The organism is Devosia sp. FJ2-5-3 (assembly GCF_029201545.1).
GTDB lineage: Bacteria > Pseudomonadota > Alphaproteobacteria > Rhizobiales > Devosiaceae > Devosia.
Genome location: NZ_CP104007.1, coordinates 1,106,235 through 1,121,888, shown reverse-complemented (window position 1 = coordinate 1,121,888; position 15,654 = coordinate 1,106,235). Strand labels below are relative to the sequence as shown.

14 protein-coding genes are annotated in these 15,654 nt (G+C 61.9%); all 14 read right to left on the bottom strand.

From position 1 onward, the window contains the following. Positions 1-4 precede the first annotated feature (4 nt). The 14 genes from kduD to sucC all read right to left on the bottom strand — a co-directional run bounded on the left by kduD (position 5) and on the right by sucC (position 15,586). The gene (kduD, locus tag N0P34_RS05340) at positions 5-769 is read right to left on the bottom strand and encodes a 2-dehydro-3-deoxy-D-gluconate 5-dehydrogenase KduD (RefSeq protein WP_275605980.1); all 765 of its coding nucleotides are present in this window, start codon (positions 767-769) and stop codon (positions 5-7) included. Then, positions 766-1,596: a 5-dehydro-4-deoxy-D-glucuronate isomerase gene (gene kduI / locus N0P34_RS05335; RefSeq protein WP_275605979.1), complete on the bottom strand. Its 831-nt coding sequence runs from the start codon at positions 1,594-1,596 to the stop codon at positions 766-768. The genes kduD and kduI overlap by 4 nt, the downstream gene beginning before the upstream one ends. 42 nt (positions 1,597-1,638) lie before the next feature. Further along, the gene (locus N0P34_RS05330) at positions 1,639-2,382 is read right to left on the bottom strand and encodes a FadR/GntR family transcriptional regulator (RefSeq protein WP_275605978.1); all 744 of its coding nucleotides are present in this window, start codon (positions 2,380-2,382) and stop codon (positions 1,639-1,641) included. Positions 2,383-2,386: 4 nt separating this feature from the next. Further along, a complete protein-coding gene (locus N0P34_RS05325; protein ID WP_275605977.1) occupies positions 2,387-3,667 on the bottom strand; it encodes a TRAP transporter large permease in 1,281 nt (426 codons plus the stop codon). 5 nt (positions 3,668-3,672) lie between these two features. Further along, positions 3,673-4,197 (bottom strand): TRAP transporter small permease, encoded by a 525-nt coding sequence (locus N0P34_RS05320; RefSeq protein WP_275605976.1) that lies wholly within the window; start codon positions 4,195-4,197, stop codon positions 3,673-3,675. A gap of 56 nt (positions 4,198-4,253) precedes the next feature. Continuing rightward, positions 4,254-5,234, bottom strand: a complete 981-nt coding sequence (locus N0P34_RS05315; protein WP_275605975.1) for a TRAP transporter substrate-binding protein — start codon at positions 5,232-5,234, stop codon at positions 4,254-4,256. A gap of 239 nt (positions 5,235-5,473) precedes the next feature. Then, entirely contained in the window at positions 5,474-6,883 is a 1,410-nt protein-coding gene (lpdA, locus tag N0P34_RS05310) for a dihydrolipoyl dehydrogenase (RefSeq protein WP_275605974.1), read from the bottom strand. Positions 6,884-6,904: 21 nt separating this feature from the next. Next, entirely contained in the window at positions 6,905-7,537 is a 633-nt protein-coding gene (locus N0P34_RS05305; RefSeq protein WP_275605973.1) for a LysE family transporter, read from the bottom strand. Positions 7,538-7,681: 144 nt separating this feature from the next. Further along, positions 7,682-8,071 (bottom strand): MAPEG family protein, encoded by a 390-nt coding sequence (locus N0P34_RS05300; RefSeq protein WP_275605972.1) that lies wholly within the window; start codon positions 8,069-8,071, stop codon positions 7,682-7,684. A 119-nt stretch (positions 8,072-8,190) separates the two neighbouring features. Then, complete coding sequence (locus N0P34_RS05295) at positions 8,191-8,541, bottom strand: hypothetical protein (protein ID WP_275605971.1); 351 nt, start codon at positions 8,539-8,541, stop codon at positions 8,191-8,193. Between the two features lie 250 nt (positions 8,542-8,791). Further along, the gene (gene odhB, locus N0P34_RS05290; RefSeq protein ID WP_275605970.1) at positions 8,792-10,048 is read right to left on the bottom strand and encodes a 2-oxoglutarate dehydrogenase complex dihydrolipoyllysine-residue succinyltransferase; all 1,257 of its coding nucleotides are present in this window, start codon (positions 10,046-10,048) and stop codon (positions 8,792-8,794) included. 81 nt (positions 10,049-10,129) lie between these two features. Beyond that, entirely contained in the window at positions 10,130-13,132 is a 3,003-nt protein-coding gene (locus tag N0P34_RS05285; protein WP_275605969.1) for a 2-oxoglutarate dehydrogenase E1 component, read from the bottom strand. Positions 13,133-13,471: 339 nt separating this feature from the next. Continuing rightward, positions 13,472-14,374, bottom strand: coding sequence for a succinate--CoA ligase subunit alpha (gene sucD, locus N0P34_RS05280; RefSeq protein ID WP_275605968.1), 903 nt, complete (start codon positions 14,372-14,374; stop codon positions 13,472-13,474). Positions 14,375-14,392: 18 nt separating this feature from the next. After that, complete coding sequence (gene sucC / locus N0P34_RS05275) at positions 14,393-15,586, bottom strand: ADP-forming succinate--CoA ligase subunit beta (RefSeq protein ID WP_275605967.1); 1,194 nt, start codon at positions 15,584-15,586, stop codon at positions 14,393-14,395. Positions 15,587-15,654 lie beyond the last annotated feature (68 nt).

Below are 15,654 nucleotides of genomic sequence, written 5' to 3'. Positions count from 1 at the left end.
AAATCTACCTCGCGAGCCAGCCGCCATCCACGGGGATGACAGCGCCATGCATGTAATTGGATGCGGGAGCCAACAGGAACACCGCCGCATCGCCGATATCGGATGGCACGCCCCAGCGCCCCGCCGGAATGCGCCCCAGAATGGCCGACGCCCGGTCGGGATCGTTGCGCAACGCCTCGGTATTGTTCGTCTCGATATAGCCCGGCGCAATGGCGTTCACATTGATCCCCCGGGCCGCCCACTCATTGGCGAGCAGCCTTGTGATCCCGAGCACTCCACTTTTCGACGCGGTATAACTCGCGACGCGGATGCCGCCCTGAAAACTCAACATCGAGGCAATGTTGACGATCCGTGCCGGGCGGTCGGCCGCCAGCGCCTTCTTGCCGAGCGACTGGCTGAGGAAGAACATCGTCTTGAGATTGATGTCCATCACCGCATCCCAGTCCGCCTCGGTAAAGTCCACCGCATCGACGCGCTTGATGATGCCGGCATTGTTGACGAGACCGTCGATCGGGCCATGGTCGTCCCACGCCTTGTCGAACATTGCTTGCGCCGCGGCCGTCGAGCCGAGATCGGCCTGCACTTCGACAATGTCGGCGCCCTGCCCCGCCATCAGGGACGCCGTGATTTCCATAGACGACCGCCCCACGCCGACGACGCGCCCACCCGCCCGGCCAATGGACAGGGCGATGCCCTGCCCGATGCCGGTATTGGCGCCCGTGACCATGATGGTCTTGCCGGCAAGACTGAATGCGGTGAGGTCGGTCACCGCAGATCCTCCATGGCGACTTTTTCGACGTCGGTATAGTCGACATTGTCGCCGGCCATGGCCCAGATGAAGGTGTAGGAGCCCGTGCCGGCCCCACAATGGATCGACCAGGGCGGCGAAAGGATCGCCTGCTCATTGCGCACGATCAAATGCCGGGTCTCGTCTGGTTCGCCCATCAGGTGCACGACGAAGGCGTCTGGCTGCAGGTCAAAATAGAGATAGGCCTCCATGCGCCGGTCATGAACATGCGCCGGCATGGTGTTCCACAGCGAGCCTGGGGCAAATTCGGTCAGTCCCACGACCAGCTGGCAGGTCTTGACGCTATCGGCGTTCACATACTGGTAGATCGACCGCTCATTGGCGGTGTCGCGCGCGCCCATGTCGAGCCGCTTGGCATCCGATTGACGCAGAAGCTTGTCCGGGTAGCGGGAATGCGCGGGAGCGCTCAGAAGGTAGAATTTGGCCTTTGCCCCGGTAAAGCGCACATCCTGCGCTCCCATGCCGATGTAGAACATGTCGCGCGGTCCGACCTCATGCGTCGTGCCGTCGACACTGATGCGTCCCGCCTCTCCGATATTGACAGCAATCAGTTCCCGCCGGTCGAGAAAGGCCTTGGTGCCGGTGGGTTTGATGGCTTCGAGCGTCAGCTCGCCTGCGCCGGGAACCGCGCCCCCGACAGTCATGCGGTCATAATGGGAATAGGTCCAGCGGACCCCGCCCTCGGCAAAGAGATCGTCGATCAGGAAATTTTCGCGCAGCTCGGCTGTGCCCATTCCCGCGGCGCCGGCGGGGTCAATGGCAAATCTGATGTCGTATTCGGTACTCATGTCAGCTCCAGAAAAATGCTCGGCTCCAGACAAATCCGGGCCCTAATGGCTCACCGCCTGTTCGGCCAGGCGGACACAGTAGCGCTCCTGGCTGCGGGAAAGATGGTCGCGCATGGCCTCCCGCGCCGCTTCGGCATCTTGGGCGGAAATAGCGAACAGGATACGCCGGTGCTCCTCGTGCAGCCCCACCTGGTAGGCATGGGTGAGGACGCTCTCCGTGCCCCAGGGAGAGGCGACGTCGCAGGGGATGGTCCGGCTGCCGAGGGCGTCGAGCACCTCGATGTAGAACGGATTATTGGTGGCCGCCGCAATGGCGCGGTGAAAGGCAAAATCGGTGCGGCCGGTCGCGCCGCCATTCTTCAGCAACCGCCCGAATTCATTCCACGCTTCCTGGATGGCCGCTTCCTGGCTGGCGCTGCGCCGAAGGGCTGCAAGCGCCGCCGCCTCGATCTCGATACCCATGCGCACTTCGAGCACGTTGAGGGCCACCGAAATCTTGTTCGAGCCCTCGCCACCAATGCTGTTGAATGTGCTCGTGGCACTTGCCAGCACATAGACGCCCGCCCCCTGGCGGGACTGCACGCTGCCCTCGGCGGCCAGCGCGGCTATGGCTTCGCGGACCACCGTGCGGCTTACGCCGAATTGTACGGTCAGCTGGCTTTCGGTAGGCAGTTTCATGCCCGGCACCAATTCCCCGGTAACGATACGCCGACGCAGCGTATCGATGACCAGTTCGGCAAGCTTGGGTTTTCGCGATGGCGGCGGTGCGGCGTGGACAAGGGACATGGCGCTAGTGGAACAGGCTCGGCAGCCACAGCGAGAGTGCCGGGACATAGGTGACAAGGCCGAGCACGATCAGCCCGGCTGTGTAGAACGGCCAGACACTGCGCATCGCGGTCCAGATCGATATCTTTCCAACCGCAGCCGCCACGAACTGCACCGGACCCAGTGGGGGCGTATTGAGGCCAATGCCCAGATTGAGGATCATGATGACCCCGAAATGCACGGGGTCGACTCCGAAGGCCTGAACCATCGGCAGGAAGATCGGCGTCGTGATGATGATCAGCGGGCCCATATCCATGAACGTGCCGAGCAGCAGCAGCATGACGTTGATGAGCAGGAGGACCATCAACGGGTCGCTGGTCAGGTTGGAAATCATGTCGGTGAGGATCGGCGCGACCCGCAGATAGGCCATAAGCCAGCCGAACGAAGCGGCGGCGCCGATGATGAACAGCACCATGGCCGTGGTTTTGACCGCCCCGGTGACGGAGTGGACGAATTCCGACCAGCTCATCGACCGATACACCAGCAGGGTCACGAGCAGGGCGTAGATGACGGCGATGCATGAGCTTTCGGTGGCGGTAAAAATGCCGGACCGCACACCGCCGAAAATGATGGCGATCAGCAGGAGCCCCGGAATGGAAATCAGGAAATACTGGAACGCCTTCGCAAATCCGGGAAATGGCTCGGTCGGATAGCCACGCTTGACGGCGACGATATAGGCCGTGATGCCCAGGGCCACAGCCAGCAGCAGACCCGGAATGATGCCGGCCGTAAAAAGATCGGCAATGGAAATGCGACCGCCGCCCGAGAGCGAATAGATGATCATATTGTGGCTGGGGGGCAGCAGGAGGGCGATGAGCGCCGCCATTGAGGTCACGTTGACCGCATAGTCGGCGCCATAGCCGCGCGCCTTCATCTGCGGGATCATGATGCCCCCCACGGCCGCCGCCTCGGCAACGGCCGAGCCGGAAATGCCGCCAAACAGGGTCGACGCCGCCACATTGACTTGGCCCAACCCGCCACGGACATGCCCGATGAGCGCGCCGGCAAACTGAATGATCCGCGCAGCGATGCCGCCGCGCATCATCAGGTCGCCGGCGAAAATGAAGAACGGAATGGCCATCAGCGTGAACGCGGACACCCCCGAATTAAGCTGCTGGAACACCACGATGGGCGGACGCCCGATAGTCATGATGGTGGCAAAGCTGGCAATGCCGAGGCAGAAGGCGATCGGCGTGCCAATCAGCATGAACAGTGTGAAGACGCCGAAGAGTACCCAATATTCCATAAGCGTCAGGCCTCGGTCACGAGTTCGGTAGGGGCTTCGTCGACCGGTTCTCCAGCGAGGCGCAGCAGGATGCGTTCCAGCGAGAACAGGCACATGAGAAAGCCCGAAACGACGATGGGCAAATAGGTGAAGGTTTGAGGCAGGCCGAGCACCGGAATGCGGACGCTGAGGCCGCGCAGGGCCAATTCGCCGCCGTAATAGATCATGCCCGATGCAAAGGCGAAAATCGCGATATCGCTGATGGACCGCAGGACCGGTTTGGCGCCTTTGGGCAGCACATAAAGCAGCACGTCGAACCCCATATGGAAGTTCTCTCTCACGCCGACTGCCGCGCCCAGGAAGATGAACCAGCTCATGATCATGATCGAAGCACCCTCCGTCCAGGACGGGGAGGAGTTGATCACGAAGCGCATATAGACCTGGTAGGCGACGATGATCGTCATCACGACAAGCCCCACCCCTGAAAGCCAGAGGGAAGCATTCGATATGGCCCGCAGCACGCGGCTGGTAGGCAGGAGCCAGTTTCTCACCGGAATATCCTCCGCAAGACGACCGGGCCGGCGCGAAGCCGGCCCGGCAGTTGCAATCAGCCTTCAGTGGCCTGGATGCGGGCCACAAGGTCCTGCAGCTTCGGATCGGTGACGTACTTCTCGTAGACAGGCTTCATCGCTTCGATGAACGGCGCCTTGTCGACCTCGTTGATCGTCGCGCCCAGCGCTTCGACAGCGGCCTTGGATTCGACTTCCTTGGCGGCCCACAATTCGCGCTGGTAGGCGACGGATTCCTTGGCCGCTTCACGCATGGCCGTCTGGACTTCGGGCGACAAACCATCCCAGACGACCTTGGAGACGACCAGAACCTCGGGCACCATCAGATGTTCGTCGAGCGAGTAGAATTTCGCGACCTCGGCGTGGCCGGCTGTGTCATAGCTCGGATAGTTGTTTTCGGCGCCGTCGATAACGCCGGTCTGGATGCCCGAATAAACTTCGCCATAGGGCATCGGCGTGGCGTTGGCGCCCAGCGCTCCCACCATGTCGACAAAAATGTCGGACTGCATCACGCGGAACTTGAGGCCATCCATGTCCGCCGGCGTGTTGATCGGCTTTTCGCTGTTATAGAACGAGCGGGCGCCGCCATCATAATAGGCCAGGGCCACGACATCCACGGCGTCGAAAGCGGCCAGGATTTCCTCGCCGATCGGGCCATCGAGCACGTTGTGGAAGTGGTCGGCCGAGCGGAAGATATAGGGTAGCTGGGTGACGGTCGCTTCGGGCACCTGGGTGCCGAAGGCGCCGATGGAAATGCGGTTGAGATCGATGACGCCGAACTGGGTCTGCTCGATCGTGTCGGCCTCGCCACCGAGCTGGGCCGAATGGAACACTTCGACGGAATACTGACCGCCGGTCTTTTCACTGAGAAGCTCACCGAACTTCTTGACAGCTTCCACCGTGGGATAGCCATCAGGATGCGTGTCCGATGAGCGAAGCACCGTCTGGGCGCTGGCCCCGGACACCATTAGGGTCGCAGCCACGGCAAAGCCGGCCGCCATTTTCGGCAGATGCAACATTAGAATTCCTCCCAAAAATCCTTAGACGTCCGGCACCTCTCCCCGATGCAGCGACGCAGGATCGGCGCGCCACTGGACAGCAACCGATCCTTGGGCAAAACTTGTATGGAAGACGAAATGACAAGTCAACATACAATAATCGGCAAGTTGTATGATGAATTTTCATTCAAAAAAGAGGGGCACCCAGAGGGCACCCCAAATAGAAACATAATGTTTTCAGTACCTTGCAGGCGACCTGCCTAGATGTGGATGGCACCATCGCCCAATGCCAGGGCTGCTTCACGGATGGCCTCGGACAAGGTGGGGTGCGCGTGGGTGGTACGCGCCAGATCTTCGGAGGCGCCAGAAAATTCCATCAGCGTCACCAGCTCGTGGATCATCTCACCGGCATTCTTGCCGACGATGTGCGCGCCCAGCACACGGTCGGTCTCGACATCGGCGAGGATCTTCACGAAGCCCTGGGTCGCCAGCATGGCCTTGGCCCGACCATTGGCCGTGAAGGGGAATTTGCCGATCTTGTAGTTGACGCCATCGGCCTTGAGTTCGTCCTCGGTCTTGCCGACGGAGGCGACTTCCGGATTGGTGTAGACCACCGACGGGATGGCGGCATAATTGACGTGACCGGCCTGGCCGGAGAGGATTTCGGCGATGGCAATGCCTTCGTCCTCGGCCTTGTGAGCCAGCATGGGCCCGGCCACCACGTCACCGATAGCATAGATGCCATCGATGGAGGTCTTGTAGTGGCCATCGACACGCACGCGGCCGCGCTCGTCCAGCGCAACCCCGACAATGTCGAGCCCGAGTCCTTCGGTGAACGGCTTGCGGCCGATGGCGACCAGCGCCACATCGGCGTCGAGCAATTCGATGTCCCCGCCTGCGGCCGGTTCCACCCGAACCTTAAGCGAACCGTCATCCTGCTTATCGATGCCGCCGACCTTGCTCGAGAGGCGGAATTCCATGCCCTGCTTTTGCAGCATGCGCTGGAACTGGCGCGCCACTTCGCTATCCATGCCCGGCAGGATGCGATCGAGATATTCGACCACGGTCACCTTGGCGCCAAGCCGCGCCCAGACCGAGCCAAGCTCGAGGCCGATGACGCCCGCGCCGATGACGAGGAGGCGCGCAGGAACCTTGGCCAGCGACAGCGCGCCAGTGGAGGTGACGATGGTCTTTTCGTCGATCTCGATGCCCGGCAGATTAGCCGAAACCGAGCCGGTGGCGATGACGATGTTCTTGGTGGCGATTTCCTGCTGTGCGCCGGTCTGGGGCGTCACCAGCACCTTGCCCGCAGCCGGGATCGAGCCGATGCCGCGGAAAATGGTGATCTTGTTCTTCTTGAACAGATAGTCGACGCCGCCGACATTGGAGGCAACCGTATCGGCCTTGTGGTTCATCATCTGCGGCAGGTTGAGCTGCGGCGCGGGGATGTCGATGCCCAGGGCCTTGAAGCCATGGCCGGCCTCTTCAAACAGTTCCGAGGCGTGTAGCAGGGCCTTGGAGGGAATGCAGCCGATATTGAGGCAGGTGCCGCCCAGCGTCGGCCATTTCTCGACCACGGCCACCTTCATGCCGAGCTGCGCCGCGCGAATGGCGCAGACATAGCCGCCGGGGCCCGAACCGATAATGGTGAGGTCGAATTGATCTGCCATGTTTCTCTTAGCCTCAGAAGATTAGCGCTGTTGTGCCAAAGCGACGCGAACGGCCAACGCCAGGAATGTAATGCCGGTAATCCGATTAAACCACCGGCCGGCGCGGAAAAAGCCCTGTTTCACCGAAGGGGTCGTAAAGAAAACCGACACCAATGCGAACCAGGCGAACAGCATAAGCGCCATGCTGAGCACGTAGATAAGTTTGATCTGGCCGTCCGTATGGACGGAGACCAGCGATGTGAACAGCGCCAGGAAGAACAGGACGGCCTTGGGATTGAGCAGATTGGTCAGAAAGCCGAGGCCAAAGGCGGCCATGTCGCCGCGCCTCGTGCCGACCTCATCCAGATCGGCCGGCGGCTGCGGCGGCGGACTGCGCAGCGCGGCAATGGCGAGCCAGACGAGGTAAGCGACGCCCAACCACTTGAGAACATTGAACAACAGAAGCGATTGAGCCACGATGACCCCCACGCCCAGCAGCGTGTAGGTGCCATGGACGAGCAGCGAGACGGCGACGCCGGCGGAGGTGAACAATGCAGCGCGACGCCCATGCGCCACCGACTGGCGCAGGACCATGGCGAAGTCGGCCCCTGGAATGACCGCATTGATCCCGAAGGCGAGCATGAGACCCGCAAATTCCAGCCAGGGGAAATCCATTTGTCTATCGCGCGTGGAAGGTGCTCAAGGGTTACACCAGCGCGCCCGTTCCGGCAACGCAGCCCGGCCGACGGGGCCTTGCCCCTTGGGCAAGGCGGGGTCTCGCAATAGCGTCGGCTCAGGCATTTTCCTCGCGGAAATGGCCTAGAATGCCACGCCCACGAACAGCAGAACGAGGCCGATCAGGGAGATGGTCCAGATCAGCGAGCGCACATAGGGCGCCTCGATGAAATAGGCCGGCAGATAGATCCAGCGGCTCCAGAACCAGACCTGGCTGCCCATTTGGGTGAGGCCGTCAGAGCGGCCGGAGAGTTCGGTGGCCACGGCCAGGGCAATGAAGATGCCGTATGTCTCGAGGAAATTGCGCAAGGCCTTCTCGCCACGCGCCGCCCATTTGTTTGGCGGACGCTCGCCATCGCGCTGGCCATTGGCAAATTTCACACCATAATCAAGGCGATAGACCGTCGACTGCACCGCCAGATAGGCAAAGGCGAGCAGCGCGCTCCAGACCAGAAGGGTCAGCTCAAGACTCATTGGATTTATCCCCGTTGTCCCGCTTATACGCAGCCCCGACAACAAAGGTTCATCGCCCACCCCAAAAATGCCGCCTGATCAGCACTTTATACTGGTTCGGTGCGGCGGGGATAATCTTACTACGACGCCGATATTTCCTGCGCTCGCTTGAGCGGCGCGGGCAATTGCCGATCGATATCGAGGGCGCCCGTTTCGACCTGCTCGAGGAAGGCGCGGCAGAAGCTGTTCTTGTTTTCGGCCTGGTTATAGGCCGACATGATCTGGCTGCCGCCATAGGTCTCGGCGTTGATCTGCTGGCCTTCGGCCCCGCCCCCAAGCCGCGCAATCACCCGGTCCGCAAGGTCGAGGAAGCCGATATTGCGCAGATACCAGTTCTCGGCTGCCGCCTTATAAGCGCCGTCGAGCCCGGTGGTTTCATAGCAATGGGTGGTCATGACATTGACGATGGCCTGCGAGCCATGAAAGGCCATCAATTCCCCGATAAGCTGGGTATTTGCGGCTACGTCCTCCTGCGCTGACGCTGGAAAGACCGCGCCGAAACATAAGGCTGCCAGAACCACAAACCGTCGCAAACCACACCTCGAAAATTTATCCAGACACAGCCTTAGCGTCACAATCTGCTAACAGACTGCTAACGTTTGCCGTGACGTCCAACACCAATCGGTGAACAAAAAAAGGGCCCGGCGAACCGAGCCCTTTTCAATCAGGAAAATGCGGCGATCACAGGTCGAGCACGAGGCGTTCGGGCGCCTCGAGGCTTTCCTTGACGCGCACGAGGAAGGTCACCGCTTCCTTGCCGTCGACGATCCGGTGATCATAGCTGAGGGCGAGATACATCATCGGGCGGATGACGATCTGGCCGCCGACGACGACCGGGCGCTCCTGGATCTTGTGCATGCCCAGAATGCCCGACTGGGGGGCATTGAGGATCGGCGTCGACATCAGCGAGCCATAGACGCCACCATTGGAGATGGTGAAGGTGCCGCCCTGCATGTCGGCCATGGACAGCTGGCCGTCCCGGGCCTTGCGACCGAGATTGCCGATTTCCTTTTCGATCTCGGCGATCGACATCTGGTCGGCATCGCGCACCACCGGCACGACGAGGCCCTTGTCGGTGCCGACGGCCACGCCGATATGGGCGTACTGCTTGTAGACGAGGTCATCCCCGTCGATCTCGGCATTGACCGCCGGGATTTCCTTGAGGGCGTGGACCACGGCCTTGGTGAAGAAGCCCATGAAGCCGAGCTTGACGCCATGCTTCTTCTCGAAGAGGTCCTTGTACTGGTTGCGCAGCTCCATCACCGGCTTCATGTCCACCTCGTTGAAGGTGGTCAGCATGGCGGCGGTGTTCTGCGCGTCCTTGAGGCGACGGGCGATGGTCTGGCGCAGGCGCGTCATCCGCACGCGTTCTTCGCGCACGGCATCCTCTGCAGCGCTGGGCGCGCGCGGGGCAGCAGGCTTGGCCGCAGGAGCCGGGGCGGGGGCGGCGGGCGCCGCGGCGGCCGGCGCGGGCTTTGCCAAGGCAGCAAGAACGTCTTCCTTGAGCACCTGGCCGGCCTTGCCCGAACCCGGGATGGCGGCGGCCTCGAGGCCCTTCTCATTGATCAGCTTCTGGGCTGAAGGGGCGGGAGCGCGGTCGGTTGCGCCGGCAGCAGCCTTGATAGGCTCCGGCCCGGCAGCATTGGCGGCGGGCACTTCAGCCTTGGCGGCGGCGGCGGGAGCCGATGCAGCGGCAGCGGCGCCAGCGGCGATCGCGCCGAGCAGCGCGCCGACATCGACGGTGTCGCCGGGCTGGGCGGCAATCGCCTCGAGCACGCCAGAGGCCGGTGCCGGCACTTCGATGGTGACCTTGTCGGTCTCGAGCTCGACGATGGGCTCGTCGGCGGAGACCGTGTCGCCCACCTTCTTGAACCACTGGCCGATGGTGGCCTCGGAAACGCTTTCGCCCAGGGTCGGCACCCGGATTTCTGTCGACATGGAATCTTGTCCTTCTGTTTCGGGCCAGAGCGCCACCGTCCTAAGGACGAATGTGGCGCTCATTATGTCTTGTCACAAGGCTCAGGAGCCCAAGGCATCGTCCAGGAATGCCTGGAGCTGCTCCAGGTGGACACTCATGCGGCCTGTAGCGGGAGAAGCGGCGGCCGGCCGACCGGAATAGCGCACGCGCTGGTTGCCACGACCCATCTGGTCGAACACCCATTCCACATAGGGCTGGATGAAGGCCCAGGCCCCCATATTGCGGGGCTCTTCCTGGCACCAGATCACTTCCGCATTGGGGAAGCGGCTCAATTCGTCCAAGAGCGCCTTGGCCGGGAACGGATAGAGCTGCTCGATGCGGAGGAGATAGACATCGTCGATGCCCTTCTTCTCGCGATCTTCCAGAAGGTCGTAATAGACCTTGCCGGTGCAGAGGACGACGCGGCGGATCTTTTCGTCCGGCGCGAGGCGGATCGTGGTCTTGGGCAGACCCGGTGCCTCGGCATCGTCCCAGAGAAGGCGATGGAAGACACTGTCGGGGCCAAGCTCGACGAGACCCGAGACGGCGCGCTTGTGGCGCAAGAGGCTCTTGGGCGTCATCAGGATCAGCGGCTTGCGGAAGTCGCGCTTGAGCTGCCGGCGCAGCACGTGGAAATAGTTGGCCGGCGTCGTGCAGTTGGCGACCTGCATATTGTCTTCGGCGCAGAGCTGAAGGAAGCGCTCGGGACGCGCGGAGGAATGCTCCGGCCCCTGCCCTTCATAGCCATGCGGCAGGAGCATCACGAGGCCCGACATGCGGAACCACTTGCGCTCACCCGAGGAGATGAACTGGTCGATGACGACCTGCGCACCGTTCACGAAGTCGCCGAACTGGGCCTCCCACAGCGTCAGCGCCCGAGGCTCCGACAGCGAGTAGCCATATTCGAAGCCCAGCACAGCCTCTTCGGAGAGCATCGAATTGATGACCTCGTAACGAGCCTGATCCTCGGTGAGATTGTTGAGCGGGGTAAAGCTCTTGTTCTCGACCAGCTGATCATTCAGCACCGAATGGCGCTGGCTGAACGTGCCGCGTTCGCAATCCTGGCCGGACAGGCGCACCGGGTGCCCCTCGGTGACCAGGGTGCCGAAGGCCAGGGCCTCGGCGGTCGCCCAGTCGATCCCCTCGCCGCTTTCGATGGCGCTGAGGCGGTTGTCGAGGAAGCGCTTGACCGTCTTGTGGACGTTGAAATCCGACGGGACCTTGGTGAGCTGGGTGCCGATGGCCTTGAGGCGATCCATATCGACACCGGTGTCGCCGCGGCGCGGGCCTTCATCGGCAGCCGGCTTGAAGCTCTTCCAGGCGCCGTCGAGCCAGTCGGCCTTGTTCGGACGATAATCCTGGCCGGCTTCGAATTCGGCCTCGAGCTTGGCCTTCCAGTTGGCGCGCATCTGGTCGATGTCAGTCTGGCTCAGCAGGCCTTCGCCGATCAGCTTTTCCGAATAGATCTCCAGGGTGGTCTTGTGCGACCGGATCTTGGAGTACATCAGCGGCTGGGTGAAGCTGGGCTCGTCGCCTTCGTTATGGCCGAAACGGCGATAGCAGAACATGTCGATAACGACAGGCTTGCCGAACTTCTGGCGGTATTCGACGGCGACCTTGGCCGCGAATACGACGGCTTCCGGATCGTCGCCATTCACATGCAGAACCGGCGCCTCGATCATCTTGGCGACGTCGGTCGGATAGGGCGAGGAGCGCGAATAGATCGGCGAAGTGGTAAAGCCGATCTGGTTGTTGATGACGAAGTGGATCGACCCACCCGTACGGTGGCCCTTGAGGCCCGAGAGCCCCAGACACTCGGCGATCACACCCTGGCCGGCAAAAGCCGCATCGCCGTGGATCAGCAGCGGCAGCACCATCGAGCGGTCGGGCTTGCCGTCCACCGCGATATTGACCAGCTTGCCATCTGGCGAGATGTGCTGATCCTGCTTGGCGCGCGACTTGCCGAGCACCACGGGATCGACGATCTCGAGGTGGGACGGGTTGGCCGTCAGCGACAGGTGCACCTTGTTGTTGTCGAACTCGCGGTCCGAAGAGGCACCGAGGTGGTACTTCACGTCGCCCGAACCCTCGACGTCGTCAGGGTAGAAGGCGCCGCCCTTGAACTCATGGAACAAGGCGCGGTGCGGCTTGGCCATGACCTGGGTCAGAACGTTGAGGCGACCACGATGGGCCATGCCCAGGACGATGTCCTTGATGCCAAGGGCGCCGCCGCGCTTGATGATCTGCTCGAGCGCCGGAATCGTCGCTTCGCTGCCATCAAGGCCGAAACGCTTGGTGCCGGTATATTTGACGTCGAGGAACTTTTCGAAGCCTTCGGCCTCGACAAGCTTATTGAGGATCGCCTTCTTGCCCTCGGCGGTGAAGGTGATTTCCTTGTCCGGACCCTCGATGCGCTCCTGAATCCACTGCTTCTCTTCCGGATCGGAGATATGCATGAATTCGATGCCGAGCGTGCCGCAATAGGTGCGCTGCAGAATGGCCAGCATCTCGGGGATGGTGGCGTATTCGAGGCCCAGATAATTGTCGATGAATATCTTGCGGCTGTAGTCGGCCTCGGTGAAGCCGTAGCTGCGCGGATCAAGCTCGGGCGCCGGCTCGTCGGCCTTGAGCTTGAGCGGATCGAGATCGGCATGCAGGTGACCGCGCATGCGATAGGCGCGGATCATCATGATGGCACGGATGGAATCGCGCGTCGCCTGCAGCACGTCTTCGGCGCTGGCGGAAGGCTTGCCCTCGGCAATGGCCTTCTTGGTCGTGGCCTTTTCGGCCTTGACCGCGATCTCGCCCCAATTGCCGTCAAGGGCGGCGATCAGATCGCCGCTGGCTGCCTGCGGCCAGTCCTTGCGGCCCCAGCTGGGGCCCTCGGCGTTCTTGAGGGCGACATCCTGGCTATCATCGAGCCGCGCGAAAAAGCTCGACCAGGTCTCATCGACGCTGGCTGGATCAGCTTTGTAACGGGAGTAGAGTTGTTCGATGTAGTCGGCGTTCCCCCCATAGAGGAACGAGGTCAGCAAGAACGCGTCGTTCTTTTCCTGTCGTGTCATCGCTTTTTGTGCGAGGCGCCGCCCCGCCATCCTTTGAAACGAGCCGGCTAGCCGGCCTCAATGCGGTCCCTGATTTCGTTCGGATACTGACCGCTCATCCTTAGTATCCTGTTAAGTGAGCGACCCCTGAGCAGGATCGCGGCTCAAATGTCGAGCAACCTTGGCCTAATATTGGCTAGCATCACTCTTAGCAGTAAGCGCGGCGATTTTTTCGCCGCGCCCGGTGACGATCCCGTGAAGGGGACCTTTCTATAAGTCGTGCGCTTTCATCGACGGTAAAAGACAACTTTGCTGACCTAGTTGGTCTAGTTGTATTACAATCGGCAAAAGCGTCCCTGATCAGCCCTTGAGGACTTCCACGAGGGTCTTGCCGAGACGAGCCGGCGACGGCGACACCGTGATCCCGGCCGCTTCCATGGCAGCGATCTTGGATTCCGCATCGCCCTTGCCGCCGGAAACGACAGCGCCGGCATGGCCCATGGTGCGGCCCTTGGGCGCGGTGCGACCGGCGATGAAGCCAGCCATCGGCTTCTTGCGGCCCTTCTTGGCCTCGTCGATGAGGAACTGGGCCGCTTCTTCTTCGGCCGCGCCACCGATTTCGCCGATCATGATGATCGACTTGGTTTCGTCGTCGGCGAGGAACATCTCGAGCACGTCGATGAACTCGGTGCCCTTGACCGGATCACCGCCAATGCCGACTGCCGTGGTCTGGCCCAGGCCCTCATTGGTAGTCTGGAACACGGCTTCATAGGTCAGCGTGCCGGAGCGCGAGACGATACCGACCGAACCCTTGCGGAAGATCGAGCCCGGCATGATGCCGATCTTGCATTCTTCCGGGGTAAGGATACCGGGGCAGTTCGGGCCGAGCAGGCGCGACTTGGAGCGCTCGAGACGAGCCTTGACGCGCACCATGTCGGCCACCGGGATACCCTCGGTGATGCAGGTGATGAACGGGATCTCGGCTTCGATGGCTTCGATGATCGCGTCGGCAGCACCGGCAGGCGGCACATAGATCACCGATGCGTCAGCACCGGTGGCGTCGCGGGCTTCGGCAACCGTCGCGTAGATCGGCAGGCTTTCGCCGGCAGAACCGGTCCAGGTTTCGCCGCCCTTCTTGGGGTGGATGCCGGCGACCATCTTGGTGCCGTAATAGGCCAGCGCCTGCTCGGTGTGGAACGTGCCGGTCTTGCCGGTCAGGCCCTGAACGAGGATCTTGGTGTCTTTGTTGACGAGAATAGACATGCTTTCCAGTCCTCTGAATTAGCCGTTGACCGCAGCGACGATCTTCTTCGCCGCATCGTCGAGATCGTCTGCCGCCGTGATGGCGAGACCGGATTCGTTGAGGATCTTCTTGCCCAACTCGACATTGGTGCCTTCGAGGCGCACCACCAGCGGAACCTTGAGCCCCACTTCCTGAACCGCAGCGACAACGCCTTCGGCGATGACGTCGCACTTCATGATGCCGCCGAAGATGTTGACGAGGATGCCCTCGACCTTCGGATCGGCGGTGATGATCTTGAACGCAGCCGCCACCTTCTCCTTGCCGGCGCCGCCGCCGACGTCACAGAAGTTCGCCGGCTCCTTGCCGTAGAGCTTGATGATGTCCATGGTCGCCATGGCGAGGCCCGCGCCGTTGACCATGCAGCCGATATTGCCATCGAGCGCCACATAGGCGAGGTCCCACTTGGAGGCCTCGATTTCCTTTGCGTCTTCCTCGGTCTCGTCGCGCAGCGCCTTGATGTCGTCGTGGCGGAAGAGCGCATTGCCGTCGAAGGACACCTTGGCGTCGAGGACGCGCAGATGGCCGTCGGTCATGACGATCAGCGGGTTGATCTCGAGCAGCGCCATGTCCTTTTCGACAAAGGCCTTGTAGAGGATCGGGAAGAGGCTCTTGGCGTCTTCGACAGCAGCGCCGTCGAGCTCGAGGGCCTTGGAAATGGCAGCGACGTCAGCCGCGGTCACGCCGGCTTCCGGATCGATCGCGATGGTATGGATCTTTTCGGGCGTATCATGGGCGACGGCCTCGATGTCCATGCCGCCTTCGGTCGAAACCACGAAAGCCACGCGACCAACGGAGCGATCGACCAAGAGCGAGCAATAGAGTTCGCGGGCGATGTCGGCGCCATCTTCGATATAGAGGCGGTTGACCTGCTTGCCGGCTTCACCGGTCTGGGCGGTCACCAGCGTATTGCCGAGCATTTCGCGCGAGAAGGCGACGACGTCGTCGATGGTCTTGGCCAGGCGCACGCCGCCCTTGGCGTCGGGACCGAGTTCCTTGAACTTGCCCTTGCCGCGACCGCCGGCATGGATCTGGCTCTTGACCACATAAAGCGGGCCCGGCAGCGACTTGGCGGCGGCTTCCGCTTCGTCGACGGAATAGATGGCGACGCCCGCAGCAACCGGTGCACCATATTCCTTGAGCAGCGCCTTGGCCTGATGTTCGTGGATGTTCATCGTGTTCCCCTTACTGGGTCAATCGCTTGCGATCACGGGGCTCCAAGTCCCCTACCGCGTCATTCCCG

Coding starts and splice junctions, on each gene's coding strand:
- kduI (WP_275605979.1), bottom strand. CDS start 1,596: ATGAGTACCGAATACGACATCAGATTTGCCATTGACCCCGCCGGCGCC.
- N0P34_RS05330 (WP_275605978.1), bottom strand. CDS start 2,382: ATGTCCCTTGTCCACGCCGCACCGCCGCCATCGCGAAAACCCAAGCTT.
- N0P34_RS05325 (WP_275605977.1), bottom strand. CDS start 3,667: ATGGAATATTGGGTACTCTTCGGCGTCTTCACACTGTTCATGCTGATT.
- N0P34_RS05315 (WP_275605975.1), bottom strand. CDS start 5,234: ATGTTGCATCTGCCGAAAATGGCGGCCGGCTTTGCCGTGGCTGCGACC.
- lpdA (WP_275605974.1), bottom strand. CDS start 6,883: ATGGCAGATCAATTCGACCTCACCATTATCGGTTCGGGCCCCGGCGGC.
- N0P34_RS05305 (WP_275605973.1), bottom strand. CDS start 7,537: ATGGATTTCCCCTGGCTGGAATTTGCGGGTCTCATGCTCGCCTTCGGG.
- N0P34_RS05300 (WP_275605972.1), bottom strand. CDS start 8,071: ATGAGTCTTGAGCTGACCCTTCTGGTCTGGAGCGCGCTGCTCGCCTTT.
- N0P34_RS05295 (WP_275605971.1), bottom strand. CDS start 8,541: ATGGCCTTTCATGGCTCGCAGGCCATCGTCAATGTCATGACCACCCAT.
- odhB (WP_275605970.1), bottom strand. CDS start 10,048: ATGTCGACAGAAATCCGGGTGCCGACCCTGGGCGAAAGCGTTTCCGAG.
- N0P34_RS05285 (WP_275605969.1), bottom strand. CDS start 13,132: ATGACACGACAGGAAAAGAACGACGCGTTCTTGCTGACCTCGTTCCTC.
- sucD (WP_275605968.1), bottom strand. CDS start 14,374: ATGTCTATTCTCGTCAACAAAGACACCAAGATCCTCGTTCAGGGCCTG.
- sucC (WP_275605967.1), bottom strand. CDS start 15,586: ATGAACATCCACGAACATCAGGCCAAGGCGCTGCTCAAGGAATATGGT.